The organism is Streptomyces colonosanans, assembly GCF_001866645.1.
Classification (GTDB): Bacteria; Actinomycetota; Actinomycetes; order Streptomycetales; family Streptomycetaceae; genus Streptomyces; species Streptomyces colonosanans.
Map to the genome: position 1 here is coordinate 247,903 of NZ_MLYP01000058.1, position 26,478 is coordinate 274,380.

19 protein-coding genes and 1 pseudogene are annotated in these 26,478 nt (G+C 68.5%); 17 read left to right on the top strand and 3 right to left on the bottom strand.

Annotated elements, in window-relative coordinates; genetic code table 11:
- Window positions 1-125 precede the first annotated feature (125 nt).
- Window positions 126-1,670 carry an FMN-binding glutamate synthase family protein gene (locus tag BIV24_RS22620; protein ID WP_071368229.1) on the top strand — a complete coding sequence of 515 codons (1,545 nt, stop codon included), beginning with the start codon at window positions 126-128 and terminating at the stop codon, window positions 1,668-1,670.
- Window positions 1,671-1,901: 231 nt separating this feature from the next.
- Here BIV24_RS22620 and BIV24_RS22625 read toward each other — a convergent pair whose 3' ends face one another.
- Both BIV24_RS22625 and BIV24_RS22630 read right to left on the bottom strand, forming a co-directional pair.
- The gene (locus BIV24_RS22625) at window positions 1,902-3,113 is read right to left on the bottom strand and encodes an MFS transporter (RefSeq protein ID WP_071368230.1); all 1,212 of its coding nucleotides are present in this window, start codon (window positions 3,111-3,113) and stop codon (window positions 1,902-1,904) included.
- 152 nt (window positions 3,114-3,265) lie between these two features.
- Window positions 3,266-3,577, bottom strand: a complete 312-nt coding sequence (locus BIV24_RS22630; RefSeq protein ID WP_071368231.1) for an ArsR/SmtB family transcription factor — start codon at window positions 3,575-3,577, stop codon at window positions 3,266-3,268.
- Between the two features lie 998 nt (window positions 3,578-4,575).
- Here BIV24_RS22630 and BIV24_RS36535 point away from each other — a divergent pair.
- The 13 genes from BIV24_RS36535 (at window position 4,576) to BIV24_RS22695 (ending at window position 18,733) form a co-directional block, all read left to right on the top strand.
- Window positions 4,576-5,271, top strand: a complete 696-nt coding sequence (locus tag BIV24_RS36535; protein ID WP_425442585.1) for a PucR family transcriptional regulator — start codon at window positions 4,576-4,578, stop codon at window positions 5,269-5,271.
- A 942-nt stretch (window positions 5,272-6,213) separates the two neighbouring features.
- Window positions 6,214-7,245 carry a 2,5-dihydroxypyridine 5,6-dioxygenase NicX family protein gene (locus tag BIV24_RS22640; RefSeq protein ID WP_071368233.1) on the top strand — a complete coding sequence of 344 codons (1,032 nt, stop codon included), beginning with the start codon at window positions 6,214-6,216 and terminating at the stop codon, window positions 7,243-7,245.
- 33 nt (window positions 7,246-7,278) lie between these two features.
- On the top strand, window positions 7,279-8,550 hold the full coding sequence (locus BIV24_RS22645) for an FAD-dependent oxidoreductase (protein ID WP_071368234.1): 1,272 nt from the start codon (window positions 7,279-7,281) through the stop codon (window positions 8,548-8,550).
- A 100-nt stretch (window positions 8,551-8,650) separates the two neighbouring features.
- Window positions 8,651-10,054: an MFS transporter gene (locus BIV24_RS22650; protein ID WP_071368307.1), complete on the top strand. Its 1,404-nt coding sequence runs from the start codon at window positions 8,651-8,653 to the stop codon at window positions 10,052-10,054.
- 59 nt (window positions 10,055-10,113) lie between these two features.
- Entirely contained in the window at window positions 10,114-10,962 is an 849-nt protein-coding gene (locus BIV24_RS22655; RefSeq protein WP_071368235.1) for an FAD binding domain-containing protein, read from the top strand.
- On the top strand, window positions 10,959-13,331 hold the full coding sequence (locus BIV24_RS22660) for a xanthine dehydrogenase family protein molybdopterin-binding subunit (protein WP_071368236.1): 2,373 nt from the start codon (window positions 10,959-10,961) through the stop codon (window positions 13,329-13,331). The genes BIV24_RS22655 and BIV24_RS22660 overlap by 4 nt, the downstream gene beginning before the upstream one ends.
- Window positions 13,328-13,867, top strand: a complete 540-nt coding sequence (locus BIV24_RS22665; RefSeq protein ID WP_071368237.1) for a (2Fe-2S)-binding protein — start codon at window positions 13,328-13,330, stop codon at window positions 13,865-13,867. The genes BIV24_RS22660 and BIV24_RS22665 overlap by 4 nt, the downstream gene beginning before the upstream one ends.
- Window positions 13,858-14,526 (top strand): SRPBCC family protein, encoded by a 669-nt coding sequence (locus BIV24_RS22670; RefSeq protein WP_071368238.1) that lies wholly within the window; start codon window positions 13,858-13,860, stop codon window positions 14,524-14,526. Before BIV24_RS22665 ends, BIV24_RS22670 begins: the two co-directional genes overlap by 10 nt.
- Window positions 14,523-15,215 carry an isochorismatase family protein gene (locus tag BIV24_RS22675; protein ID WP_071368239.1) on the top strand — a complete coding sequence of 231 codons (693 nt, stop codon included), beginning with the start codon at window positions 14,523-14,525 and terminating at the stop codon, window positions 15,213-15,215. The genes BIV24_RS22670 and BIV24_RS22675 overlap by 4 nt, the downstream gene beginning before the upstream one ends.
- A gap of 11 nt (window positions 15,216-15,226) precedes the next feature.
- Entirely contained in the window at window positions 15,227-16,087 is an 861-nt protein-coding gene (locus BIV24_RS22680) for an alpha/beta fold hydrolase (RefSeq protein WP_071368240.1), read from the top strand.
- 115 nt (window positions 16,088-16,202) lie between these two features.
- Window positions 16,203-16,973 (top strand): maleate cis-trans isomerase family protein, encoded by a 771-nt coding sequence (locus BIV24_RS22685; protein ID WP_071368241.1) that lies wholly within the window; start codon window positions 16,203-16,205, stop codon window positions 16,971-16,973.
- 48 nt (window positions 16,974-17,021) lie between these two features.
- Window positions 17,022-18,176 carry an XdhC family protein gene (locus BIV24_RS22690; protein WP_071368242.1) on the top strand — a complete coding sequence of 385 codons (1,155 nt, stop codon included), beginning with the start codon at window positions 17,022-17,024 and terminating at the stop codon, window positions 18,174-18,176.
- A gap of 77 nt (window positions 18,177-18,253) precedes the next feature.
- Window positions 18,254-18,733: a MarR family winged helix-turn-helix transcriptional regulator gene (locus BIV24_RS22695; protein WP_071368243.1), complete on the top strand. Its 480-nt coding sequence runs from the start codon at window positions 18,254-18,256 to the stop codon at window positions 18,731-18,733.
- Window positions 18,734-19,073: 340 nt separating this feature from the next.
- Here BIV24_RS22695 and BIV24_RS22700 read toward each other — a convergent pair whose 3' ends face one another.
- Window positions 19,074-20,030 carry an NADP-dependent oxidoreductase gene (locus tag BIV24_RS22700; RefSeq protein WP_079168445.1) on the bottom strand — a complete coding sequence of 319 codons (957 nt, stop codon included), beginning with the start codon at window positions 20,028-20,030 and terminating at the stop codon, window positions 19,074-19,076.
- A gap of 138 nt (window positions 20,031-20,168) precedes the next feature.
- On the opposite strand from BIV24_RS22700, the gene BIV24_RS22705 reads away from it, so the two are divergent.
- From BIV24_RS22705 to BIV24_RS22715, 3 genes and pseudogenes are all read left to right on the top strand, one after another.
- The gene (locus BIV24_RS22705; RefSeq protein WP_245766897.1) at window positions 20,169-22,490 is read left to right on the top strand and encodes a discoidin domain-containing protein; all 2,322 of its coding nucleotides are present in this window, start codon (window positions 20,169-20,171) and stop codon (window positions 22,488-22,490) included.
- 437 nt (window positions 22,491-22,927) lie between these two features.
- Entirely contained in the window at window positions 22,928-25,327 is a 2,400-nt protein-coding gene (locus BIV24_RS22710) for a glycoside hydrolase family 84 protein (protein WP_071368309.1), read from the top strand.
- A 483-nt stretch (window positions 25,328-25,810) separates the two neighbouring features.
- Window positions 25,811-26,356: pseudogene (locus BIV24_RS22715) on the top strand (integrase core domain-containing protein); the annotation flags it as partial.
- Window positions 26,357-26,478 lie beyond the last annotated feature (122 nt).

The following is a 26,478-nucleotide window of genomic DNA, read 5'->3' on the forward strand; positions in this document are numbered from 1 at the left end:
TATCGTCTGACATTCTTCGGCGGACGCTGACGCCCGCTTGGCCATGCCCGCCGCCCAACGCCCAACACGATACGACGACGTCCACCGCATGGCGATGGAGTCGAGCATCGAGGAGAGGAACGTTTATGCGTGCCCGGAGCATCGGCGCGGCCGCCGCAACAGCATTGGCGCTGGTGGCCGCCCGCGACCTCATACAGAAGAAGCACGCGCTGCTCCGGAACTTCCCGGTGATCGGGCACGCCCGGTACCTGCTGGAGATGATCGGGCCGGAGCTGCGGCAGTATGTCGTGACCTCCAACGAGGAGGAGCGCCCGTTCAGTCGTGACCAGCGCACCTGGATCTATGCGTCGGCGAAGGAGGAGAACAACTACTTCGGGTTCGGAACAGACGTCGACGTCGAGCACGTGCAGGGGCACGCATACCTGAAGCAGCGCACGTTCGCCGACACGCTGCCCGACGCGCAGGACCCGCAGGCCCCGCTGCCCTCGGCCAAGGTGCTGGGCGGGCCGCGCGGGCGCGCCAAGGCGTTCCGACCGGCGAGCGTGGTGAACATCTCGGCGATGAGCTTCGGATCACTCTCCGGCGCGGCGATCACGGCGCTCAACAAAGGGGCGGCGCTGGCGGGCACGATGCACAATACGGGCGAGGGTGGCCTCTCGCCGTACCACCGCAACGGCGGCGACCTCGTCCTTCAGATCGGTACGGCGTACTTCGGCTGCCGCAACGAGGACGGCAGCTTCAACCTCGACAAGCTCAAGGATGTGGTCGCCAGCGCCCCGGTCAAGGCGCTGGAGATCAAGCTCTCCCAGGGCGCCAAGCCAGGGCTGGGCGGGATGCTGCCGGGCGCGAAGGTGACCCCGGAGATCGCCAAGATCCGCGGCATCCCGCCGGGCAAGGACTGCGCCTCCCCGTCGAGGCACACCGCGTTCAGCGACGTCGACTCGATGCTCGACTTCGTCGAGCTGCTCGCCACCGAGACCGGTCTGCCGGTGGGGGTCAAGAGCGCGGTGGGAGAGATGGATTTCTGGCAGGAGCTGGCCACGCTGATGGCGCGTGGTGACCGTGGTGTCGACTTCGTGACCATCGACGGCGGCGAGGGCGGTACCGGGGCGGCGCCGCTGATCTTCAGCGACTCGGTGTCGCTGCCGTTCCGGATGGGCTTCTCCCGGGTCTACGGCACCTTCGCCGAGCGGGGGCTGACCGACGACCTGACCTTCATCGGCTCCGGCAAGCTCGGCCTGCCCGAGAACGCCGCGGTCGCCTTCGCTCTGGGGGCTGACATGGTCAACGTGGCCCGTGAGGCGATGCTGTCGATCGGCTGCATCCAGTCGCAGAAGTGCCACACCGACAAGTGCCCCACCGGCGTCGCCACCCAGAACCCGTGGCTGGCCCGCGGCCTCGACCCGACCTCGAAGGCCACCCGGGCCGCTGTCTACCTGCGCACCCTGCGCAAGGAGCTGATGAAGGTCTCGGCGGCCGTCGGCGTCGCCCACCCGGCACTCATCACAGCCACCGACATCGAGATCATGAACGGCGACTACGACGCCCGCACTTTGGCCGGCGTCTACGGCTACAAGGACGGCTGGGGCGAACTCGGCCCGCATCTTGCCGATGAGATCACTGCACTGCTCGCCACCAAGCCGACCTCCTTCCAGAAGCCAGCCGTCTGACGCACCGACAGCGGCAAGCGCCGCGCTCGCTGCTCTCCCGCTCGGAGCACGCGCGCGGCACCAGCCGGTGGTGCGTTCAACACCCGCCACCGCTGCTGGGCGGACTCGGCGAGTTTGAAGACCATGGCCAGGGCGGCGGTGCGGGAGCCAGCACCACGGGCGCCCTTGGTCCGCAGCCGACCTCCCGCACGATCCGCACCTGCGGCTCGACCGAGGCTGCGGCAGCCGTCGTCAGCTGGCTTCACTCCGCTCCTGAAGCGGGGCCGTCACCGAAGCCCGTGCTCCGTCCTGCTGTGGGCGCCTGTCCAGCGTCAGCCGCAGCAGCACGGTTGCCAGGGCGGCGAGGGCGAAGCCGATTCCGGTCCAGGGCAGCGAGCGGGTACTCAAGGAGGTCAGCGCCCAGCCGGCGGCCGTCGTGCCCAGGGTGATGCCCAAGTTGGAGAAGGAGACGAACAGGCTGTTGCCGAACTCGGGCGCCTGCTGGGTGTCGCGGCCCAGCCAGTGCTGGCACACGATGAGACCGCCCGAATGCACGGCCGCCCAGAGCGGGACGACGGCCACCATCGGCGCGACGCGCCTGCCAAAGGCGAACACCAGCACGTAGACGAGACAGCACAGGACGGGAAAGAGGACCACGGTGCGCGTGGCACCGGTGCGCAGCAACGTGGCGAAGGCGAAGTTACCGAAGATCATCACGACGCCGAAAGCCATCAGCATGGCGCTGATCCACGACCCGTTCATCCCGGTGACGGTCCCGAGGTACTCGGCGAAGTAGCCGTACACGGAGAACAACGCCGCGAAGACGAGGACGACGGACAGCAGCGTCAGCCATGTGCGGCCGCTGCGCAGCACGCCCAACTGGCTGCTGTAGGAGAGCCGTTCGTCCACGGGCATCGCGGGCAGGAAGCGCAGGACGCTGATGAGGCCGAGGAGGTTGACGGCCGCACCGAACCAGAAGGCGGCCTGGAGTGAGAAGTGATCCGAAAGGTAGGACGTGAGCGGCACGCCGAAGGCGAAGCCCACGGTGACGCCTGCGAAGACTCGTGCGGTCGCGCGGGCAGCATCGGCGCCCTTCCCGAGCCGTACGGCGGTGGCCAGGGCGACGGAGAAGAAGACCGGATGTGCGAGGGCAGGGATGAGCCGGAAGGCGAGCATTACGGCGAAATGGGTGGTGAGCGCGTAGACGGCGTTCGAGAGAGCGAAGACGCCCATGGCCGCCGCCAGGACGGTCCGGCGGTCAAGGCGTGAGGCCGCGAGGGTCATGAATGGGCCGGAGGCGGCCACGACGAGGGCGAAGGAGCCCACGAGCAGACCCGCGGTGGAGGTGCTGACGTCCAGTCTGTCCGCGACCTGCGGCAGGACTCCGACGATGCCCATCTCGGTCGTGATGATGCTGAACACGCCCAGGGCGAGCGATGCAACGGCAAACGGACTTCTTCTCATGAACGTCTTTCTTGTGCGGCGACCGCAGCCCCATGAATAGCTACATATCGCGGTTTCTAGATATATGGAGGTGCTCGTGTGCCGCTGCGATGGGCGCGCCTCGGCCGTGCGCGGCGGTGCGGCGTGCTGCCTGTCGGGGCGAGTGGGGAAGGTCAGAGCTCGTTGCGGACGTACTCGGCGAACGCCTCGATCGTGCGCTCGTTGCGCCGGTAGTACGTCCACTTGCCGATCCGTTCGGACTCCAGCAGTCCGGCGTCCTTCAGTGTCTGCAGGTAGCTGGACACCACGGACTGGGAAAGGCCGGAGCGGGCCTGGATGTCGCCGACGCAGACACCGATGTGGAATCCGAGGCCCTGCTGGCGGTAGGCACTCTCGTCGAAGTGCTTCGCCGGGTCCTTCAGCCACTGCATGAACTGCAGGCGAGCCGGATTGGCCAATGCCTTGTGTGCGGCCAGGGGATCCATGGTGCTGCGCTCCTTCCAGCCTGCATCGCCGCTGTTGTATCTACTTTTTCAGATGTTTAGGTTTACGTCAATCGGGGCGACTGTCGTGATCGGCACGGCCGCCGGCTCCACCGCATCACGGGGGTGGTGTTGACCGGCTCCTGACCGCGGCCCGCCGCCCTGAGTGCCCGGGTGCGGGCCGCCCCATTCCGGCGCTCAACAGCGCTCACAGGAGCCCGATTACGGGTCGGGGGTTGAGATGGGCAGGCGTCGTTGATCGTGTGGTCTGAGTTCAGCGCATGAGCCACCACCCCAGCAAAGGAGCATTCCTGTGACGGACAAGTCCCACCCAACGGCCGGTTTCAGTGGCGGGTTTGCGGCATGGAAGAAATACGACGCCGCCATCCGTTGCTACGCCCGTGGCTCGAGTGTCAGAGTGCTCGACGGCCAGCACAGGCTGCACCGCCCCGGAGGTGTTCATCATGTACCCGGAGCTCCAGCATCTCGTTGACTCGCTGGCGACCGCACTGTCGCGCCCGGCGACCGTCGAGGACCGTCGACAGCGGCTGGTGGTCTACAGCCGGCACAGCGAGCTGCCCGACGCGGTGCGCCGTGCTTCGATTCTGCAGCGCCACGTATCTGCCGAGGTGCTGGCATGGCTGGGACGGTTCGAGCTGGCCAAGGCGCGACACCCGGTCCGCATTCCCGGCAATGTCTCGCTCGGCATGCTGCCGCGGGTATGCGTACCGATCCGGCACCACGACCTTCTGCTGGGATATGTGTGGCTCATCGAATCCGACAAGTCGATGAGCTCGGAGGAGATGACGCTGGCCGAAACCGCCACCCAGGACTTCGCTCTCGCGCTTTATCGTGAGGTGCTGTTCGGCGAACTCGCGTCACATCGAGAGACAGAGGCGATCAGAAACCTGCTGCTGTGTGGCAGCGATGTCCAGGCAGATGCGGCGCGCGCCCTCATCGACGGCGGGCACTTCGACCCCTCCCTCGGCGTTGTCGTGCTGGTGGCCCGGCCGGTTCTCACCCCCGACACCGAGCCGGATGACCGGGTGTGGCTCGCCCTCGAACGTGCGCTCGTTAACACCCGTCATCGGCTGCCCGCACGACACGCCGTCCATCTTGTCTCTCACAGCGACGGGGTGCTCCTCTTCGGTACGGAAGGGGAGGCCGACGAGCTGACGGTGAACCGCTGGGCCTCCCAGTTCGACCACGCCCTGCAGACCGCGTTGGCCGGACTCGAACAGGTGTCGTCGTCTTTGATTGGCGTCGGACAGCCACGGCCGGAGCTGGCGCAGGCACGTGGCTCCTATCTCGAGGCCGACCAAGCTGCTCGTATCGCTGCTTCCATGCCCGACGTCACCCGGATTGCCCGATGGTCCCAGCTCGGCATCTACCGGGTACTCGCGCAGCTGCTCAGCCAGGACCCCGGCGAGCTTGTGCTTCATCCCGGGCTCGAGCGGCTCTTCACCAATCCGGAGGCGCTGCCTCTGCTGCAGACGCTGGAGACCTACCTTGATCTCTCCGGGAACGCACGCGCGACCTCCGAACGCCTGAAGCTGCATCGCACGTCGTTGTACTACCGCATTCAGCGCTTTGAGCACTTGGCGGACGCCAACCTCAAAGACGGCAACGAACGTCTCTGCCTGCACCTCGGACTGAAAATCGCGCGGTTCACCGGCCGCTACCGGCCTGTCGGCTGAACCCTACGGCCTCGACATAGCCATGGGGCTCCGCCATCGGATCGATGGCGGAGCCGCAGCCTGTGTGCGGGGCCGGGCCGGCAAGAGTTGAGTGGCCATCACGAGCAGTGGTTCCAGTTCTTCTGAGGACGTGCGAGTAGCGCGCCATGCGCGGGACGGTTGAGGTTAGCCCGACAGGCCAAAATGGGTTTTGGTAACTCACGTTGGCTCAAGTTCCCTGGATAGCTTGTTACTTGTCGACAAGTGATTAAACGCGACGCTATGGCTGCGGGGGAGGAGAAGGCACTTCGGGTAACCCCCCGCCGGGGCCGGAGAGGGGCCCATGGACGGAGATGTTGTTGCCGCGCCCCGAAGCCTCCCCAAAGCCCGGAGGAGTCCTACCGGGCCTTCGTCCGGGCGCTGTACGCCTGTTCGATGAAGCCGATGATCTTGTCGACGTCGCCTCGGTGTCCATGAACATGGGGGCGGTACCGCGGCGACAGTTCGCTTCGTGGAAGCGGGAGATGACATCGGGGCCCTCCTCAGAGGCGGCATGCACGGCGGGAACCAGCCATCGAAAGACACCCCGGGCACATAGTCCGGGTGCGGATGAATGAGATCCGAGCATGTGTGACTCCCTGCACGCAAGGTTCCGTGCCCGTTGCATTCAATGCCCGGTCACATGTGACACCCGAGGGGGCGGGATGGGTGCACGAGAAACTCCAGGTCAGGCAAGTGTGGCACCGTGATGTGACGCAGATCACCGTGAGGGGCGGTGTCAATGTCGACGCCGCCCTCTTGTCGAGTCGAGATCGTACGTGCTCGGATTAATTCCGTCAGCGGCGTTCCAGAGCACTGCAACCAAGGCGTCGACATCTGTCCGCATGGCTGGATCCAGGCCCCCTCACTCGCACGCCCGGGCCGTTCGATCACCGTTTCCCGTCCATCGCTTAGGAGCGAGACATGCTCGACCTCACCTCCGTTGATCTGCTCGACGCGTTCACCCGCGAGCTGAAGCTGTGCAAGCTCCGGCCCGACGAGCACGTCGTCGTCCTGTCCGAGCCGACCAGCCGCGGTGACTACGTGGCGGCCGCGTTCGGCGCGGCGAAAGCCTGCGGCGCGCACGTCATCGCCGCCACCGTCCCCGGCGGCAACCCGTCCCCCGCGGACAGCACCCGCACCGGCGCCGGGCCCGGCCTGACTGCGGTGCTGAACGACTCGACAGCGCAGGAGCTGCTCAAGGCGGCCGACCTGGTCGTGGATCTCACGCGGGAGGGCTTCATCCATGCCCCCCTGCAGCAGGAGATCCTGCGGGCGGGCACCCGCATCCTCTTCGTCTGTGACGCCCCGGACGTCCTCATCCGGAACCTGCCCAAGGAGGAGGACAAGGCGGAGGTCCTCAAGGGTGTGGAGCTGTTGAAGAGTGCATCCGTCATGCGGGTGACATCCGAGGGCGGCACTGACCTTGTCGTCGAACTTCCGGGCTCCAAGCCTGAGTTCCAAGTGGGCTTCGCCGACGACCCGGGTCGCTGGGACCACTGGCCGAGCACCATGGTGCTGTGCTGGCCGCGGCTCTCCGACGGCAGGATTGTGCTGGCAGAGGGCGACATCCTGCTGCCGTTCAAGGAGTACGTGCGTCAGCCGGTCACCTTGGAGATCGCGGGCGGACACATCGAGAAGGTTTCCGGGGGAGCCGAGGCCCAGCTGCTGAACACGTTCTTCGAGGACGCGAACGACCAGTGGGCGCGGAGCCTGTCCCACATGGGCTGGGGCCTGATGCGGACCGCCGACTGGTTCGCCACCGCCCTGTACGGCAAGGAAGAGCTGATGGGCATGGACGCGCGGGCGTTCGCCGGGAACTTCCTGTGGTCCACCGGCCCGCACCCCGTGCTCGGCCGTGAGTCGTACGCGCATCTCGACATCGCCATGCGTGGCTGCACCGTCTCCGTCGACGGCCAGGAGGTCGTCACCGCGGGCCGACTCGTCGACTTCTGACACCTCCTGCCCGCACCTGCATCTGGAGAACACATGCGATCTACTCAATCGTTCGAAGTCGTCATTGTCGGAGGTGGGCTCGGTGGGATGACTGCCGCGCTATCGCTACGGCAACGAGGCCTGAAGGTAACCGTGTTGGAGCAGGCGCCGCAGTTCGGCGAGATCGGCGCAGGCATCCAGACGGCACCCAACGCAAGTCGGATCCTGCTCGGACTGGGGCTGCGCAAGCAACTGGAGGCCATCCGCACCGAGCCCCAGGACCAGGTGCGGCGGAGGTGGAAGGACGGCAGCATCGTCGGGTTGACCGAGCTCGGTGACTTCTGCAAGAAGCGTTACAACGCGCCGTACTGGCACTACCACCGCGCCGATCTGCACCAAGTCCTCACGGACGCCTGCATCGATCCGGCCGGACCCGGACCCGTCGTCGAACTGCGCACGGCCTGCCGGGTCGTCGAACTGGACCGCAGCGATCCCCGCCGCCCGATCGCGGTGACCGAGGACGGCCGGCGCTTCGCAGCCGACGTAGTGATCGGCGCCGACGGCATCCGTTCCCGCGTCCGCGACCTCATGGGCCTGCCGGACACCCTGGAGTTCTCAGGGGAGATGGCCTTCCGAGCCCTGATCCCCGGCGACCTCATCGCCGCGGACCCGGCGACCCGTTTCCTGATGGACCGGTTTCAGAGCACCATCTGGTACGGCCCCGGCCGGCACCTGGTCCACTACATGATCCGCGGCGGTGAGTACCTCAACGTCGTCGGCTGCGTCCCGTGCACGGACGAGGTCGCCGAGAAGTGGACCGTCACCGTCGATGCCGACGCGCTCGTGAACGCGTACTCCGACTGGGACGACCGCGTCGCGGCGATGCTGTCCAAGGCCAAGGACGACGTCCTGGCCTTCGCCCTCTACCACCGCCGCCGCGATCCGGTCTGGGTGGACGGCCGTGTGGCCCTCCTGGGCGACGCCTGCCACGCCATGCTGCCCTACCAGGCCCAGGGCGCCTCCCAGGCCATGGAGGACGCCGCCGTCCTCGCCGAGGAACTGGGCCGCGTCACCGCCGACGGCATCGAGGTCGCGCTGCGCCGCTACGTCGACCGGCGCGCCAAGCACGCAGGCATGGTTCAGGACGCGTCTTTGCAGAACAAGACCTTCTACCACTACCCGGACGGCACCCAGCAGGAGGTCCGGGACGACCTGCTCAGGCGTGGCTTCGACGGCGAGTCCGACGTCTCCTACCACTGGCTGTGGAGCGGCACACCGCTCAGCGACCCGGACCTGGGTGCATACGACTACCGCTTCGCCCGCTGACGGAACCAGCCCGCGCTTCCGCTTCCCCGCTCCCCAGCCTTGGCACCCCCGGTGTCCGCTCCGTGCGGGCGCGTCCCCCTCGAACACCCGTGGAGTGAACGTGAAAACAGGCGACCAGATTGTTCAGGACCTCCCCTGGAGATGGGGAGTTCAAGGCAAGATCTTCATCATCGGCGGCCTCGGCTACCTGTTCGACGCCTACGACATCGCCCTCAACGGCTTCCTCATGCCGCTGCTGGGTGGGCACTTCGACCTCACGCTCTCCGAGCGCGGCCTCGTCGCCACCTCCAACCTGGTCGGTATGGCCGTGGGCGCGGTGGCCTGGGGCGCCGTCGCGGACCGCATCGGCCGCAAGAAGGCGTTCAGTATCACGCTGCTGATCTTCGCGCTCTTCTCGGTGGTCAGCGCCCTCGCCCCGAGCTACTCGGTCTTCCTGGCCCTGCGCTTCGTCGCCGGCATCGGACTCGGCGGATGTATCCCCGTCGACTACGCGCTGGTGGCGGAGTTCTCCCCGAAGAAGTACCGCGGGCGTGTCCTTACCGCGCTGGACGCGTGGTGGCCGGTCGGTGTGACGCTGTGCGGTCTGGTGTCGACGGCCATGCTGACACTCGACAACAACTGGCGATGGATGCTCACCACCATGACCGTCCCGGCACTGCTGCTGTTCTGGGTACGCCGAGGCGTCCCCGAGTCGCCGGTCTACCTCAGCAAGAAGGGCAGGGAGACCGAGGCGCGCGCCGTCATCGATGACCTGGTGGCCCGCACCGGAGCGCCGGTCGAGCCGTATGCCATACCTGCCCCGGTCGAGGACGCCGGGGCCACTGGACCCAGAGCGGCCCTCGAACAGCTCCGAGACGTCTGGAAGTTCAGCCCACACATCACCTCCGCCGCCTGGCTGCTGTTCGCAACCGTCATGCTGGTGTACTACGCGGCGCTGAGCTGGATGCCGTCGATCCTCAAGGCGGAAGGCCTGGGCGACACGGCCGCCTTCATGAGCACCACGCTGATGAGCGGCGTCGGCATCATCGGCGTCCTGACGTCCACCGTGCTGGTGGACCTGGTCGGCCGGAAGTGGCTCATCGGTGTCACGGCCCCGTTGGCCTCCCTGGCGCTGGTCACGTTCGCGCTCCTGTTGGACATGCCGACAGGATCCGTGGTGGCCATAGCGGTCTTCGGCTTCCTGATGCAGCTGGCCATCCCGGCCATGTACGCCTACGTGTCCGAGTTGTACCCGACGCTGCTGCGGGCCAGCGGTTTCGGCTGGGCGTCGTCCTTCAGCCGGGTGCTCACCGGCTTCGCACCGCTGCTGTTCGGCTCGGTGATGTGGCCGCTGCTGGGGCTGCCGCTGACCTTCGCGGTGCTGGCTCTGACTGTGGTGGGGGCCGTCGTCTGGATGGCGGTCGCAGCTCCCGAGACGAAGGGACGGGCACTGGACGGCGGCACCGAGGACGCTCCGAGAGCCCGACCGGCACCGGTACCGGCATCCGATCAAGCGGTGCTCTGAGGGCGCGCACCGCCTGACCGGGCACACTCTGCCCGCCGACTCCGTACGACAGGAGAGACATGAAGCCCGCTCCCTTCCGCTACCACCGGGCGCGCGACGTCGAGGACACCACAGCGCTCCTCGCCGAACTGGGCGACGACGCCAAGGTCATCGCCGGCGGCCAGAGCCTGGTCGCGATGATGAACTTCCGGCTGGCCCGCCCGGCGCACCTGGTCGACATCGGCTGCCTACGTGAGCTCGACCATCTCGGGGTCGGCGCCGAAGGCGAGCTGCGCATCGGGGCGCTCACCACTCATCACACGGTGGAGATCTCCCCGCCGCACAAGCTGGGAGCGGGTTTCGACATCATCCGCGACGCCATGGCGTGGATCGGTCATGTGCCGATCCGTACCCGCGGCACGGTCGGCGGCAGTATGGCCCACGGCGACTCGACCGCCGAGTGGTGTCTGCTCGCCGTACTGCTGGACGCCGAATTCGTGGCCCAGAGTTTGCGCGGCCAACGCCGCATTCGGGCCCGGGAGTTCTTCTTCGGCTACTACACGACCGCTTTGGACGCCGACGAGATCCTTGTCGAGATCGTCTTCCCGCGTCCCGCGCCCCACGCGGCGCTCACCGAGTTCGCCGAGCGCCGCGGGGACTTCGCCATCGTCTCGGCCGCCGTCGACCTGGACTCCGACGGCCGGGCCGTCCACGGCGGTCGAGTTGCCCTCGGCGGTGTGGCCGCGATGCCGGTACGGGTCCAGGAGGCGGAGGCGGTGCTGGCCGCCGGCGGCACCTTCCGTGACTGCGCGAAGGCGGCAGCGGCAGCCGTGGACCCTCCGGGAGACGCGAATGGCAGCACCCAGTACCGCAAGCACCTGATCCGCACTTTGGTCGAGCGCGCCTGTGAGGAGGCGATGTCCCGATGAGATCCGCCAAGGACGACCGGCTGGTCGGCAGGGCGGTGGCCCGCCGCGAGGATCCCCGACTGCTGACCGGGCACGGCCGTTTCGTCGACGACGTCGAACTGCCCGGCATGCTGCACGCGCAGTTCGTCCGCAGCACGGTCGCCCACGCGGCGCTCGCCGAGGTCGACCTCACTCAGGTGCGCCAAGTGCCCGGTGTCGTCGCCGCGTTCACCGCCATGGACCTGGACCTGGGCGACATCACAGCCCAACTCGGCCGCCCGCTCACCGAGTTTGTGCCCACTGCGATGCCCGTCCTCGCCCGCGACCGGGTCCGCTACGTCGGCGAGCCCATCGCCATCGTCGTCGCCATTGACGCCTACGCCGCCGAGGACGGCCTGGAGGCGGCCAAGGTGACGTACGAGACCCTCGCACCCGTCACCTGTGAGGATCAGGCCCTCGCCCCCGGCGCCCCGCTGGTGCACGAGGAGGCCACGCACAACACCCTGGTCGATGTCTCCCTGTTCGCCACCGAGGGCATCGATGAGATCTTCGACAACGCCCCCTGCGTCGTCCGCGTGGAGGCGAGGACCGGCCGGCAGAACGCGCTGCCGCTCGAGACCCGCGGTGCGGTCGCGCACTGGGACGGCCGCGAGGAACAACTCGTCCTGCACACCTGTACCCAGGTCCCGCACCAGGTGCGCACCGTCGCCTCGCGCTGTCTGCGGCTCGACGAGCGCGCGGTGCGCGTGATCGTGCCCGACATGGGCGGCGGATTCGGCCTCAAGTGCGTGGTCGGCCGCGAGGAGATCGCCACCGCGGCGGCTGCTCTACGACTGCGCCGACCCGTCAAGTGGATCGAGGACCGCAAGGACGCCCTGTCCGCGTCCTTCCTCGCCCGCGAACAGCACTACACCGCACGCGCCGCCTTCGACGTCGACGGTCGGATCCTCGGCCTCGACGCGGACGTGGTGTGTGACATGGGCGCCTACTCCTGCTACCCGTTCACAGCCGGCATCGAGCCGTTGATGGCCTCCGCCGAGATGTCCGGCGTCTACAAGGTCCCCGCCTACCGGGTACGCGGCCGGGCCATCACCACCAACAAGGCGCCCACCGCCCCCTATCGGGGTGTGAGCCGACCGCAGTACGTGATGGTGGTCGAGCGGCTCATGGAACGCGCCGCCCGCGCACTGGGACTGGACCCGGTCGAGATCCGACGCCGCAACATCATCACCGAGTTCCCGTACACCGGCGTCAACAACATCACCTACGACCCCGGTTCCTACCTCGAATCCCTCAACCTGTGCGAGCAGGCACTGAAGGAGGCGGGCTGGTACGGCCGGCAGGCCGCCGCCCGAGCCGAAGGACGACACATCGGCATCGGCTACAGCTGCTTCAGCGAACGCACCGGCTACGGCTCCACCGCCTTCGCGGCGCGCAAGATGGAGGTCGTCCCCGGGTTCGACCTCGCCGAGGCCCGCATGGACACCAGCGGCGCGGTCACCGTCACCAGCGGAACGATCAGCCACGGGCAGAGCCACGAGACGACCATGGCGCAGATCGTCGCCGACGCGCTCCACGTCGACATCGCCAAGGTCAAACTCCACCAGGGCGACACCGATCGCATCACCTACGGCTGGGGCACTTTCGCCAGCCGTTCGATCACGGTCGGCGGCAGTGCCGTGCGCCTGGCCGCGGCCAAGCTGGGCGACAAGCTCCGCGCGATTGCCGCCGCCGAGTGGGGCATCCCCCCGGAAGAGACCGAACTGGACCGGGGCCGGGTGCGCCGCCGCGATGACCCGGACGCAGTACTGACCCACGAGCACCTGGCCGAAACCGCGTACCTCAAATCCCACCTGCTGCCCAAGGACATCGACCCCGGCCTCACCGCCACCGCCGCCTTCGACGTCTTCAACGACGGCACCTTCTCCAACGCCACCCACGGCGTCGTCGTCGAACTGCACGAGGGCACCGGCCAGGTTGAGATCCTCGCGTACGTCTGCGTCGAGGACTGCGGTGTGGCGATCAACCCGCAGGTCGTGGAAGGCCAGTGCCGGGGCGGCATCGCCCAGGGCATCGCAGGGGCGCTCTTCGAGCAGGTGACCTACGACGGGCAGGGCGAGCCGTCGGCCACCAGCTTCATGGACTACAAGGTCCCCACCGCCCACGAGATCCCCGAGGTCACCATCCACCACCTGGAGACCCCGTGCGCCTTCACCGAGACCGGGGCCAAGGGAGCCGGGGAGGGCGGCACCATCGGGGCCCCGGCCGCCGTACTCAACGCCGTCAACGACGCGCTGCGCGCCACGCGCGTCGAACTGGACAACACACCCATCACGCCGGAGACGGTCCACCGCGCCCTGACCTCGCCCGCACTGGAGCAGACACCATGAACGACACCGGCAGCCTGGGCGACGACGTCCAGCTCCTCACCCTCGACGTGAACGGCACGTCGTGCGAAGTGATCACCTCGCCGCGCCGCACCCTGGTGGACGTGCTCCGCCACAACCTGCGGCTGACCGGTACCCACGTCGGCTGCGAGCACGGCATCTGCGGAGCATGCACCGTGCTCGTCGACGGGCTCCCGGTGAGGGCCTGCCTGATGTTCGCCGCACAGGCGGAGGGAAAGCAGCTCACCACCGTGGAGTCCCTTGCCGACCCCGGCACCGGCGAACTCAACGATCTGCAGCGGGCTTTCACCGAACACCACGGCCTGCAGTGCGGCTTCTGCACCCCCGGCTTCCTGATGCTCGCCCAGGGTTTCCTCACGGAGCGGCCCGAGGCAACCAAGGAGGAGATCCGGGAGGTCGTCGCCGCGAACCTGTGCCGGTGCACCGGCTACCAGACCATCGTCGAGGCGATCGACGCCTGCGCGACCGCCCGGCGCGCCCAGCGGGCCGCGGGCACCGAGGAGACATCATGCAACTGATCAACACCGTCCCCGTCAAAGCCGCGCCCGACGCGGTGTTCGCCCTGATCAGCGACGTGCAACGAGTGGCGTCCTGCATGCCGGGCGCCACTCTCGCGGGCCGTGACGGCGACGCCTGGCGTGGTGCCGTGAAGGTCAAGGTGGGTCCGATCACGGCCGCCTACGCCGGCAGCGTGCGCTTCCTGGAGGTCGACGCCGAGAAGCGGTACCTGCGTGTCCACGCCAGTGGCGCGGACACGCACGGCAGCGGCGACGCCGAGGCCGAGGTCCGTGTGGAGGTGCTCCCGGCCTCGGACGGCGCGCAACTGAACCTCACCACCGACCTGGTGATCCGTGGCAAGATCGCCCAGTTCGGCAAGGGCGCCATCGCCACAGTGTCGGACCGGATCCTCCAGCAGTTCGCCCAGAACCTCGGAAACCTCCTCCTCGCCCAGGGCGATGCGGCCGTTCTCCCGGCCACCGCCGCCGCACCTCCCGGCCCGTCCGCACCCGTGGCCGGCACGGCTCCCGGTACATCCGCCGCCGTGGCCGCCACGCCCTCCGCCGAGCTGAACGGGCTGTCGCTGATCGCCGGCCCGCTGCTGAAGAAGTACGGGCCGGTCGCCGCCGCCTTCCTCTTCGGGTTCTTCCAGGGCCGACTCCTGGGCAGGGGCCGATGAGCAGGGGAATCTACGGTGCCAGCACCCTTCACACCTACACGAAGGCCGGTTTCGGCGCCCCGGTCCGGCGCGGCAGCCGTCCGGCGATCGTCGTGGTGGACCTGACCCGGGGCTTCACCGAGGACTCGTATCCCTCGGGCGCCGACCTGACCGGGGTCGTGGCCGCGACCACCCGCCTGATCGAGGCGGGACGCCCGGCCGACGTTCCGGTGATCTTCACTGCCATCGCCTACACCGAGGCCGAGTCGACCGGCGATTCGATCGCCTGGCTACGCAAGGCACCGGGTCTGCGCGAACTGGTCGAGGGCAGCGACGCGGTGGCCATCGACCCCCGACTGCCCATGCGGCCCGGACACGACCTGCTGGTGGTGAAAAAGGGAGCCTCCGCGTTCTTCGGCACCCACCTCGGCGCCACCCTGACCGCACTCGGCTGTGACACCGTCGTGGTGTGTGGTGCCACGACCAGCGGCTGCGTACGGGCCACCGCTGTAGATGCCGTCCAGTCAGGCTTCCCGGTGCTGGTACCCCAGGCCTGCGTCGGCGACCGGGCCGACGGCCCAGCCGAGGCGGCGCTCTTCGACATCCAGGCCAAGTACGGCGACGTCATCAGTCTCGACGACGCCATCGGCTACGTCAGCTCCCCGTCCGGGCCGACCGCCCCCCGTACCACCCGACGCGCACACTCTTGAGGAGGAATCCCGTGTCCCAGCGATCGGTCCTGCAGTCCGGGCTCGCCGACCTCGCAGCCACGCCCGCCACCAGCAGATGGGTCCGCTCCGGCGGCCTCCGGCTGCATGCCCTCGACTACGGCGGCGACCTGCCCCCGCTGGTCGTCCTTCCCGGCATCACCAGCCCCGCCATCACCATGGACTTCGTCGCCCGTGAACTGACCGATCTGGTCAGACCCGTGGTGCTGGACGTACGCGGCCGCGGACTGTCGGACGACGGCGAGGGCTACGGGCTGGAGGACTACGCCAAGGACACCGAAGCTCTCATCACCGGACTGGAACTCGAACGGCCGTTGCTGCTCGGCCACTCCATGGGCGCGCGGATCGCAGCCGTCGTCGCGGTGCGGGCCAAGGTGGTCCTACGGGGGACGGTCCTGGCCGAACCGCCGATGAGCGGCCCGAGCCGCGGACCGTACCCCACCCGTCTGGACGCTTTCCGGCGGCAGCTGTCCGAGGCCCGGCGTGGCACAGATGCCGACGAGGTAGCCCTCTCCTGGCCCGACTGGCCGAGGCGCGAGCAGGAACTGCGGGCGCGCTGGCTGTCCAGCTGCGCCGAGGAGGCCATCGTGGCCACGCACCACGGATTCGAGCACGAGGACTTCTTCGACTGGTGGCCGCGTGTACCCGAGCCCGCGCACCTGATGTACGGCGCCGACAGCCCGGTCGTGACCGACGCGGGGGCGCAGGAGGCCACCGTGAGCAACCCGTCGGCCTCGCTGCACCAGGTCCCCGGAGCCGGGCACATGATCTTCTGGGACGCCCCGGCGACCGCTCTCACGGCCCTGCGTACGGCTCTGAGCACCATCCTTTCCCGGCCTCGCACTGGCGCCTAGTGCCGCGGCAGGCAACGGGGCGAACGTTGCCTGCCGCGGCACAAGCCCCACCCACGCCGTGACGGCGGGCCACGTCCATTGACGACGCCGCACACTCAACCGGAGGACCCCACCCATGACGGACCATCACATCGGCCTGATCGTGCCCAGCTCCAACCTGACGATGGAAACCGAACTGCCGCGCATGCTGAACGCCCGCGAGGCCGTCGAACCCGATGACCGCTTCGTGTTCCACAGCAGCAGAATGCGGATGAAGCATGTCACCCCCGAGGAGCTGCGCGGAATGAACGCGCAGACCGAGCGGGCCGCACTCGAACTGGCCGACGCCCGACCCGACGTCGTCGCCACCGCCTGTCTGGTCGCCATCATGGCCCAGGGACCGGGCCACCACTGCGTGGCGGAGGCCGAGATCACCTCCGCGCTGCGCGCCGAAGGCGCCAAGGCTCCAGTGGTCTCCAGCGCCGGTGCCCTGCTCAGCGGCATCAGTGCTCTCGGCGCCAGGCGGGTCGCCGTCATCACGCCGTACATGAAGGAACTGACCACCCGGGTCGTTGCCTACATCGAGGACGCCGGCGTCGAGGTGGTCGACGCGCTCAGCCTCGAAGTGCCCGACAACCTGGCGGTCGCCCGCCTCGACCCCGCCGATCTGCGCGAGCACTGGCGGCGCCTCGACCTGCGCCGGGCAGACGCCCTGGTGCTGTCGGCGTGCGTGCAGATGCCGTCCCTCGCGTCGATCCAGCCGGTGGAGGACGAAGCCGGATTGCCCGTGCTGTCGGCGGCCACGTCGACGGCGTTCAGCATCCTGACGGAGCTCGGCCTGCCCCCCGTCGTGCCGGGCGCCGGAAGCCTGCTCAGCGGGCGGGTGACCGGCTCGACCGCGGGCTGAGGCACAAGCAAAGTCCGGAGAGCGCTCGGGTGCCAAAGGGAGTGACTCATGCGTGACGTGCTGGACCCGCTGGTGTCCTGGTGGGCCGAAGGCAAGGCGTCGGCGTTGGCCACCGTGGTGGCCACGCATCGCTCCGCTCCCCGTCGGCCGGGTGCTTCGATGCTGGTGGGCCCGGCCGCGGAAGCGGTCGGCAGCGTCTCGGGCGGCTGCGTCGAAAGCGCCGTCTACGACCTGGGCCAGGAGGTCCTCGCCGGAGATCGTCCAGTGCTCCAGCGGTACGGGGTGTCCGACACCGATGCCTTCGCGGTCGGGCTGACCTGCGGCGGCACGCTCGACGTGTTCGTGGAGAAGGTCGATCCGGAGACGTTCCCCCAACTGGGGGAGGTGGCCGCGGCGGTGCGGGCCAGGCGGCCGGTCGCCGTTGCCACCGTGATTGTCGGGCCACGGGAACGCCTCGGTCGCCGACTGATCGTCTGGCCGGACCGGGTGGCGGGCGGGACCGGCTCGGACCGGCTGGACGGCATCCTGTGCCAGGACGCCCGTGGCCTGCTCGACGCCGGTCGGACCGGTGTACTGCGCTACGGTACAGACGGGCCGTGCCGTAGCGAGGACAGCGAGGACCCGGACGTGTCCGGCGACGGGCTGGAGGTGTTCGTCGAGTCCTTCGCACCGCCACCCCGGATGATCGTCTTCGGTGCCATCGACTTCGCGGCCGCCCTGGCCCGCACGGGCTCGTTCCTCGGCTATCGAGTCACGGTGTGCGACGCGCGCCCGGTGTTCGCCACCGCCGACCGGCTGTCCGGCGCCGACGAGGTCGTGGTCGAGTGGCCGCACCGATACCTCCAGGCCGAGGCGGAAGCCGGGCGGATCGAGGGGCGCACCGTGATCTGCGTGCTGACCCACGACCACAAGTTCGACATCCCCCTGCTGCAGGTTGCGCTGCGCCTGCCGGACGTCGGCTTCATCGGCGCGCTGGGTTCCCGACGCACTCACCGGGACCGGTGGAACCGGCTCATGGAGGCAGGGTTGACCGAGACCGAGCTGAAACGGCTGTCCAGCCCGATCGGCCTCGACCTGGGCGCCCGGACCCCGGAGGAGACCGCCGTGTCCATCGCGGCCGAGATCATCGCCCTCAAGAGCGGCGGCAGCGGACTCCGGCTGACCGACCTGACGGGGTCGATCCACCCCGGTTTCGGCCGTTGACCGAGGGGCCACTCCCGCCGCATTCCGACCACTGCCGCTGTCGCTCGGTCCAGCCCGTGCGTGCTTAAGTAGGCCCCATGACCGACCAGATCCCAACAGCCGAGACCACGCCGGAGATACCGGCTGCTCTGACCGCCGCGCCCGGCTATCAAGTCCGCCGTCTCTACCAGGCATATCTCGCGGTATGGGCGCGCGACGTGGATCCGGTGCTGACCGGCCCGCAGTTCGCGGTACTGCAGGCGGTCGAAGCCAACCCGGGGCGCGACCAGCGCTCCATGGCCGCTGCCGTGTCCCTGGACACATCCACCATGGCCGATGTGGCCCGTCGACTGGAGAACCGCTGCCTGCTTGCCCGCCGCCCCGATGCCGCCGACGGCCGCCGCAAGCTGCTCTACCTCACCGACGCGGGCAGCGAGGCCCTCCGCGGGGCCCATGACCGGGCACGGGCGCTCGACAAGGTCCTCCTGGAGTCCTTCGACGAGACGGAGCGTGCACCGTTCATGGCCACGCTGCACGAGCTCGCCGACCACTGGGAGAGGCTGGCGGAGAACTCGTAGCACAACTGCCATGCTTTTGGGGCGAGTTCTACTCCTGCCCACCAGGACGCTGACCACCGCGAGCACCATGCCGACCACCGCGACACCCAACGCCACCACCATGGGTACGCGACTGCCCGCACGGCGCGTCGTTGGCGGCTGCGGCCACGCGTACGGCGCGGATGCTGATTGCCGGGATTCGTACGACGGCGGCCCACATGTCGTCCATCTGAGTAAGTTCCCTCCTCTCCGTCACCGGCTGTTCAGGCAGGCTCGAAGAACGGCTCGGCCACGGCATCGGCCACGGTGCAGGGCCGGAATCCTGGATCGGTGAGAATTCGGTACAGGAACGACGTGGCGGTCAGGAAGCCGGGTCGGTCACGCGGAGCACGAGTTTGGTTCCGCCGGTGAGGCCCCTCGAGGACCGGTCGAAGGCGCCGGGGCCCTCATCAAGGGGAAGTACCTCCGTGGGCAGGTCGAGTGCGCCGTCGCAGAGCTGGCTGGCGAGGACAGCGAGAGTCTCTGCGTCCGGACGAACGTAGAGATCGGCCGAAGCGAGTTCAGCGCTCGCGGCCGGGGCGTCCGAGGTGATGGAGCACAGCCGACCACCTGGGCGGACAAGTTCCCCGGCGGTGGCGGCCGTTCCGGGAGCTGCGGCGAGCGCCGCATCGAAGACACGCCCGACCTCGCGCGGCCAGGCGGGGCGCTGGTAGTCGATGACCTCTGTCGCGCCCAGGCGGCGCAGCCGGTCAAAGGAGCGGGGGGACGCCGTCGCCGTCACATGGACTCCGGCCGCGAGCGCGAGTTGCAGGACGAGGGCCCCGGTCACTCCCGCTCCGTTCGTCACCAGCAGGTGCATGCCGCTGGACAGGTCCAGCCAGTCCAAAGCCTGACAGGCGGTCAAGCCGTTGACGGGAAGGGCCGCCGCCCGCGCCGGGTCCAGGCCTTCGGGCAGAGGTGCCGCGTCCGCGGCTCGCAGCAGCACCTGCTCGGCCCACAAGCCGCTGTGACCGGGCAGCGGAGCACTGTGGGCCAGCACCAGGTCACCCACGGCAGGGGCCGTCACATTCGGCCCCATGGCGACGACACGACCTGCGCCCTCCACCCCGAGGGCCGCTGGAAAGCGCAGGCCCACGTCCCATCTACCGGAGGCAAGCAGCCGGTCCCAGGGGCCGACCCCAGCGGCCAGGACGTCGAGCAAGATCTCGCCTGGCCCGGGTGACTGGGGCCTGGGCAGCCGTAGCGACTGGACCGGACCGGACATTTCGGCGACCCCGCAGGCCCGCATCTGTGCATCAGCTGGCTCCGACTGCGGCATGACACCTCCGGGGAGGGCGCGAGTGGTCTATACCTCACGTCGGGGTTCGGGTATACGTTGTTCGATCCCGCCCAAAAGGAGGTCAGAGTGAGCATAAATCAACATGCGTCTCGACTGATCAGAGTGTTGGTGCTCGGGGTGTTCGTATCCTTCCTGGCAGTCCCATCAGCGGGTGCCGAACCCACCCCAGCGACAACCGACCGCAACGCCCGGCCCGCCGTGGTGCCCGCCCTTCAACAATGGCAAGGCGGAACGGGTCAGTTCCAGCTGCGCAAGAACAGCCGGATCGTGCTGGCCAAGAAGCAGGTCGGCCAACTCGACGACCAGGGCGCGCAACTCTCCACCGAGATCCAACAGGTGACAGGGCACAAGCTGGACGTCTCCCCCCGGGTCCCACAAGACGGCGACATCGTCCTGTCGATCGACCCCTCCCTCACCGACGCGGCGGGTGGCGCCCGATTCGCCGAGGAGGGGTACATATTCACGGCCAGCGACCGCAACGTGACAATCGCCGCGCCGACGGAGAAGGGTGTCTACTACGGAACCCGCAGCCTGCTGCAGATCCTGCTCCTCGCAGACGGTCGCGATTCCGTCCCCGTGGGCACGGCCGTGGACTGGCCCAACTACAAAGTCCGCGGGTTCATGCTGGACGTCGGGCGGCGGTTCTTCACCCCCGACTACATCCGCGACTACCTGCGGGTGATGGGCTGGTTCAAGCTCAACGAGCTGCAGCTTCACCTCAACGACAACGGCTTCCCGCGTGGCAGGCCCTGGAGCCAGGTCGAGGCCGGCTTCCGGCTCAAGACCGACAACCCCGAGCTGGCCGGGCTGGCTTCCAAGGACGGGGCGTACGACCGCGCCGACTGGGACTCCTTCGAGGACACCGCCGCCGCGAACGGCGTCACGATCATCCCCGAGTTCGACGCGCCCGCCCACTCGCTGGCGTTCACCCGGTTCCGCCCGTCGCTCGGCCTCAACAACGGCGATTCCGACCACCTCGATCTGTCCAAGCCCGAGACCACCGCGTTCATGAAGTCGGTGTTCGACGAGTTCGTGCCCTGGTTCCGTAGCCCCGACGTGCACTTCGGTGCCGACGAGTACACGGTGGACAAGCCCCGCTACAGGGACTACTTCAACGAGATGGCCGCCCACATCCGCTCGCTCGGCAAGCATCCACGGGCCTGGGGCAGCCTGTCGGTCATGGCGGCCAATGCCGACGGTTACGACCGCGACGTGACCATGAACAGCTGGAACAACGGCTGGTACGGGCCGCAGGCGCTCAAGCGGGACGGCTACTCCTTCATCAACACCAATGACGCCCTGCTCTACATCGTCCCCTTCGCGGACTACTACCACGGCCACGGGCTGGACGGGAAGTACCTCTACGACCAGTGGGAGCCGAATGTCTTCCCCGACGGGCAGAGCGTGCGCCCCGGCGACCCGCAGTTGCTCGGAGCCATGTCGGCGGTGTGGAACGACCTGACCCTGGACAACTACTCGGAACTCGACGTGCACAGGCTGGTCGAGCCCACGTTCGGCACGCTGGCGCAGAAGATGTGGAGCGGAGCCAAGGCCGACGTGCCGTACAGCACCTTCCTCGACACGGTCCGCAAGCTCGGCGTGGGCACCGGACTGACGAAGGTCTCCACCACACTCGCCACGCCGGCGTCAGGAGAGGTGAGCCTGGGCAAGGAGTCGACCGCCTCCGCCGGTGAGGCGGCCGCGGCCTTCGACGGGGTGCGCACCACCACGTGGGCCAGCGGTCCGGGAGACGAGGCATGGCTGCGGGTCAACCTCGGCAAGCCGGTCGCGATCAGCAAGGTCGAGCTGGACTGGGCGCCCGCCTACGGGCGCGACTACGAGGTCCAGGTGTCACGGGACGGCGAGAACTGGACGACCGTCGCGAGCCGTACCGGCCGCGACGCCGCGGGAGTCGACACTCTGACGTTCGAGCCGGTCACGGCACGGCACGTACGGCTCGTCGGCACGCAGGCGGACAAGAAGCAGAACGGGTACGCGCTGTGGAGCATGCGTGTCTTCGAGGTGCCGGACCTGGCACTGCACCGGCCGACCATCGCGTCCTCGTCCGAAGTGGCAAGTCTGGGACCGGAGAACGCCACCGACGGCGACGGGAGGACCCGGTGGGCCAGTGCCTACCGCGACGGCGAATGGATCCAGGTCGACCTCGGTTCCCCGCAGACCGTCCAGCGTGTCCTGCTCGACTGGGAGACGGCCTCCGGCCGCGACTACGACATTCAGGTCTCCAACGACGCCGCTGACTGGACGACGGTCGCTTCGGTTCGCGACAAGCCGGCCGGCGCCCGCGTCGACGAGCTCACCTTCGCCCCGGCGACCGCCCGGTACGTGCGGATGCAGGGCATCAAGCGGGCGACCGGCTTCGGCTACTCGCTGTGGCGCCTGGAGGTTCACTCCATGAGCCCGGAGCCCGACCCCGCGTAGCGCGTGAGGACGCGCCGATAGTCCTTGTTCATCGGGCCTTTCTCTGGATTCGGACCGTATCTGTCCGACACCAGAGGTGGCTTCCTGTCCCCCGGAAGCTGTGTGTGAGACGACGTCGCCGACACCTGCTACGAATCACCGGGCCCGCCGTAACGGGCGCCCTGGCACTGCTCCTTAGGGCAAGCCCATCGACCGCCTCCGCATCCGACAACGCCTGAACCGACCGCTGCACCGGCGACTACGCCTCGCTGGAGAAGCACCCCACGCCGAAGTGGCTCGATGACGCGAAGTCGACGAGCTGAGCTGAACCCGCGCCGCCCGCATGTGGCGCACCGGTTCGCTTCGGCCCCTTCCGATCCCTCCGTTTCGACCCTCTTGACAGGTACACCACCGGCGGTGACGTGCTGATCGCCGCCGGTCCGGACCACGGAGATCCCATGAGAAATCGCAAGATCACTTCCAGAGCCTGCCTCGCGCTGGCCACGACCCTCGGCGTCGGTGCGCTTCTGCCCGTGCCCGCGGCCCATCCCGCGTCCGCATCCTCTGTTCAAGCGCCTGTCCCCGTGGTGTCACCGACCCCGCAGTCACTCGTCGGCAGCGGTGACGCCGCCGTCGTCACCGGTCGCGTGCTCGTGGTCGCCGACGACCGGACCGACCCCGCGGCTCGCAACCGGCTCGTCAGGGAGCTCAAGGCGCACGGCGCGGACCGGGTGGACATCGTCGGTCCCGACGGGATTCCCGCGGCCGCGGCCGGTCTGCTCAAGGTGCGACTCGGCCCGGCCGAACGCCCGGACATCTCGCAAGCGCTCGGCGACACGGCCGTACCCGACAAGGCCGAGGGATACGCGCTGCGGGTCTCGGGCCGCAATCCGCACACGGAGATCACTCTCGGCGGCAGCGACGCCGCAGGCCAGTTCTACGCGGTGCAGACACTGCGCCAGTTGTTCGTCCGGTCCGACGACGGCTGGAAGGTGGCGGGCGCCCAGATCAGCGACTTCCCGTCCATGCCACTGCGCGGCACCATCGAAGGCTTCTACGGCGCGCCGTGGACGCACGCCGACCGGCTCGACCAGATGGACTTCTATGGTGACGTCAAGGCCAACACCTATGTGTACGCTCCCAAGGACGATCCGTACCACCGCGACAAGTGGCGCGACCCCTACCCGGCGGACAAGCTGACCGAATTGGGCAAGCTGGTAGCACGGGCCGGAACCAACCATGTGCACTTCACATTCGCCGTCTCACCGGGCGGTTCGATCTGCTATTCCAACGCCGCGGACCGCAAGGCCCTCAAGGAGAAGCTCCAGGCGCTGTACGACCTGGGCACCCGGTCCTTCTCCATCCCGCTTGACGACATCAGCTACACCCGGTGGAACTGCGCTGCAGACCAGGCGGCGTTCGGCGCGCCCGGACGTGCCGCGGCAGCGAAGGCCCAGGTCGACCTGCTCAACGACCTGCAGCGGAACTTCATCGCCACCCACGAGGGCGCCCAGCCACTGCAGACGGTGCCCACGGAGTACGGAGACCTGACCGACACCGCCTACAAGCAGACCATGCGGGCCACCCTCGACCCCGCGGTCGTGGTGATGTGGACCGGCACCGACGTCGTCCCCCCGGAGATCACCAACGCGCAGGCCGACAAGGTGTCGACGCTGTTCGGACGCAAGGTCTTCGTCTGGGACAACTACCCGGTCAACGACTTCGGCAACACCAGCGGGCGACTGCTGCTCGCGCCGTACGACAAGCGTGAGGCCGGTCTCTCGGCGCACCTGTCCGGCATCGTGGCCAACCCGATGAATGAGCCGTATGCGAGCAAGGTCGCGGTCTTCGGCACCGCGGACTTCACCTGGAACGACAAGGCGTACGACGCGAAGACCAGCTGGCCGCGCGCGATGGCCTATCTCGCGGGCGGCGACCGCGCGGCCACCAAGGCACTGCTCGTCTTCAGTGACCTCGAGCATCTGGCGCCGACCTTCGGCAGTACCCCCTGGCAGCCCCAAGCACCCGCGCTCGCTGCCCGCGTGGCCGAGTTCTGGCGGGCGTGGGACGACGGGCGACGCGCCGACGCGCTCACCGCGTTGCGTACCTACGCGAACGCCATCGCCGCGGCCCCGGCCACCCTGCGCGGCGGAGCGGTGGAGAAGGGATTCACCGATGACGCCGCGCCCTGGTTGGACGCCACCGAGCTGTGGGGCAAGGCGATGGTCGCCATGCTTGACGCGCTCGAGGCCCGGCAGGCCGGGGACGAGACCAAGGCCGCCGCGCTGCTGGCCGATTCGCAGGATCTGCAGCAGCAAGCGCGCGCCGTCCGGGTCAGTCCGCCGCGCAACACCTGGGGCTCGGTCCAGCCCAAGGTCGGCGACGGGGTCCTCGACGTCTTCCTGGTCCAGGCCGACGTCCGGCTCCAACTGTGGGACGCCGCGGGCGGCGGCAAGAACCTCGCCCTGGACGGCACGGCGACTGCGTCAAGCGTGGAGCAGGGTCTCGACCGGCTCGCCGCCCGGTATGTCAACGACAGCGATATGGGCACCCGTTGGGCCTCCGGCTACTCCGACAACGAATGGGTGCAGGTCAAGCTCGCGGCGCCGGCGAAGGTCGCGGCAGTGACCCTTGCCTGGGAGAACGCCTGCGCGACGGAGTACCGGATCCAGACCTCCACCGACGGCACCAACTGGACCACCGTCTCAACCCAGCGCCCGGACACGTGCGGCAACGACGTGGTCCGGCTCACCGCGGACGAGCCGGTGCAGTACGTTCGCATGCAGGGTGTAGGGCGAAAGACGACGTGGGGCTACTCCATCTACGAAATGGGTGTCTACGGATCCCCCGTGTCCTGACCTGGGTCGGATCGCGGGAGAGGAGGGCCGGGGCATCCGGCATCCGGCCCTCCGCTGTGGTCACCGGGCCGCAGTGCGGCCCGGTGTGCGCTGCAACACCGGGGCGGCCAGGTGGACGGCGTCAACACGCTGCCGGACCGTCCAACACCAAACGGTCTCACGCACAACGAGGCGCCGAAGGCGTCGGTCGCTCTTCACAGGAGCACCCCGAGCCGGGGGTCATCCATGAGGCATCGGGGATCGGCAGGCCGCGGCTCAGCGCCCGGGGCACGCTGCCTTCGTTTCCTGGAACCGATCGCCTGCGCAACCCAGCACACAAGTGCGGGGTGCCCTGGGGAAGTTCGACCATCACGCGTCGGCAGGCCGGCTCCGCACCCTGGGCAGGGATGTCAGCGGAGGCAGTTCGCTGGTCACTCCCTTGTGCCGCTCCAGCGGGGTGGGTCCCTTGGCGAGGATCAGCAGGACCGTACCGACGTCGGCGCCGTTTTCGAGCCCCGTATCCTGACCGGAGCCCGCCTGTACGCCTTCGCCGTCATCGAGCACGCGACCTGCAGGATCCGGATCCTCGGCGCCACCGCACACCCCACCGCAGAGTGGATCGTGCAACTCGGACGCAACCTCCTCATGGACCTCGAAGACGCCGGCAGCACGGCCAGGTTCCTGATCCGCGACCGCGACGCCAAGTTCACCGCCGCCTTCGACGCCCTCATGGCCGGCGCCGGCCTGAAGGCCGTCACCACCGGCATCCGGATGCCACGGATGAACTCCCTGATGGAGCGCTGGATACAGACCTGCCGCAGAGAGCTCCTGGACCGCACTCTGATCTGGAACCAGCGCCACCTCCTGCACGCGCTCCGCGAGTTCGAGACCCACTACGACCAGCACCGGCCACACCGAGCCCTCGGACAAGCCGCACCGCTACGCCCTTTCCCCGAACCGATCAACCCGCCAGCCCACATCACCCACCTGGACGTCCGACGACGAGACCGACTCGCCGGAACCCTCCACGAGTACAGACATCCCGCTTGACCAGCCTGGATGATGTATCGGCACCCGCAGTGTCAGCCCTGCACGCTGGGCCCCTCTTGTCAGTCCTGCACATTGGCCCCCGCTTGTCAGTCCTGCACGCTTCCCCCTCTTGACCGTGGCGC

Excerpts from the sequence above, each read along its gene's own strand:
- BIV24_RS22620 (WP_071368229.1), top strand. The coding sequence starts at position 126 with ATGCGTGCCCGGAGCATCGGCGCGGCCGCCGCAACAGCATTGGCGCTG.
- BIV24_RS22675 (WP_071368239.1), top strand. The coding sequence starts at position 14,523 with ATGAGCAGGGGAATCTACGGTGCCAGCACCCTTCACACCTACACGAAG.
- BIV24_RS22630 (WP_071368231.1), bottom strand. The coding sequence starts at position 3,577 with ATGGATCCCCTGGCCGCACACAAGGCATTGGCCAATCCGGCTCGCCTG.
- BIV24_RS22625 (WP_071368230.1), bottom strand. The coding sequence starts at position 3,113 with ATGAGAAGAAGTCCGTTTGCCGTTGCATCGCTCGCCCTGGGCGTGTTC.
- BIV24_RS22700 (WP_079168445.1), bottom strand. The coding sequence starts at position 20,030 with ATGCCGCAGTCGGAGCCAGCTGATGCACAGATGCGGGCCTGCGGGGTC.
- BIV24_RS22665 (WP_071368237.1), top strand. The coding sequence starts at position 13,328 with ATGAACGACACCGGCAGCCTGGGCGACGACGTCCAGCTCCTCACCCTC.
- BIV24_RS22640 (WP_071368233.1), top strand. The coding sequence starts at position 6,214 with ATGCTCGACCTCACCTCCGTTGATCTGCTCGACGCGTTCACCCGCGAG.
- BIV24_RS22710 (WP_071368309.1), top strand. The coding sequence starts at position 22,928 with ATGAGAAATCGCAAGATCACTTCCAGAGCCTGCCTCGCGCTGGCCACG.
- BIV24_RS22695 (WP_071368243.1), top strand. The coding sequence starts at position 18,254 with ATGACCGACCAGATCCCAACAGCCGAGACCACGCCGGAGATACCGGCT.
- BIV24_RS22685 (WP_071368241.1), top strand. The coding sequence starts at position 16,203 with ATGACGGACCATCACATCGGCCTGATCGTGCCCAGCTCCAACCTGACG.
- BIV24_RS22690 (WP_071368242.1), top strand. The coding sequence starts at position 17,022 with ATGCGTGACGTGCTGGACCCGCTGGTGTCCTGGTGGGCCGAAGGCAAG.
- BIV24_RS22655 (WP_071368235.1), top strand. The coding sequence starts at position 10,114 with ATGAAGCCCGCTCCCTTCCGCTACCACCGGGCGCGCGACGTCGAGGAC.
- BIV24_RS22670 (WP_071368238.1), top strand. The coding sequence starts at position 13,858 with ATGCAACTGATCAACACCGTCCCCGTCAAAGCCGCGCCCGACGCGGTG.
- BIV24_RS22645 (WP_071368234.1), top strand. The coding sequence starts at position 7,279 with ATGCGATCTACTCAATCGTTCGAAGTCGTCATTGTCGGAGGTGGGCTC.
- BIV24_RS22660 (WP_071368236.1), top strand. The coding sequence starts at position 10,959 with ATGAGATCCGCCAAGGACGACCGGCTGGTCGGCAGGGCGGTGGCCCGC.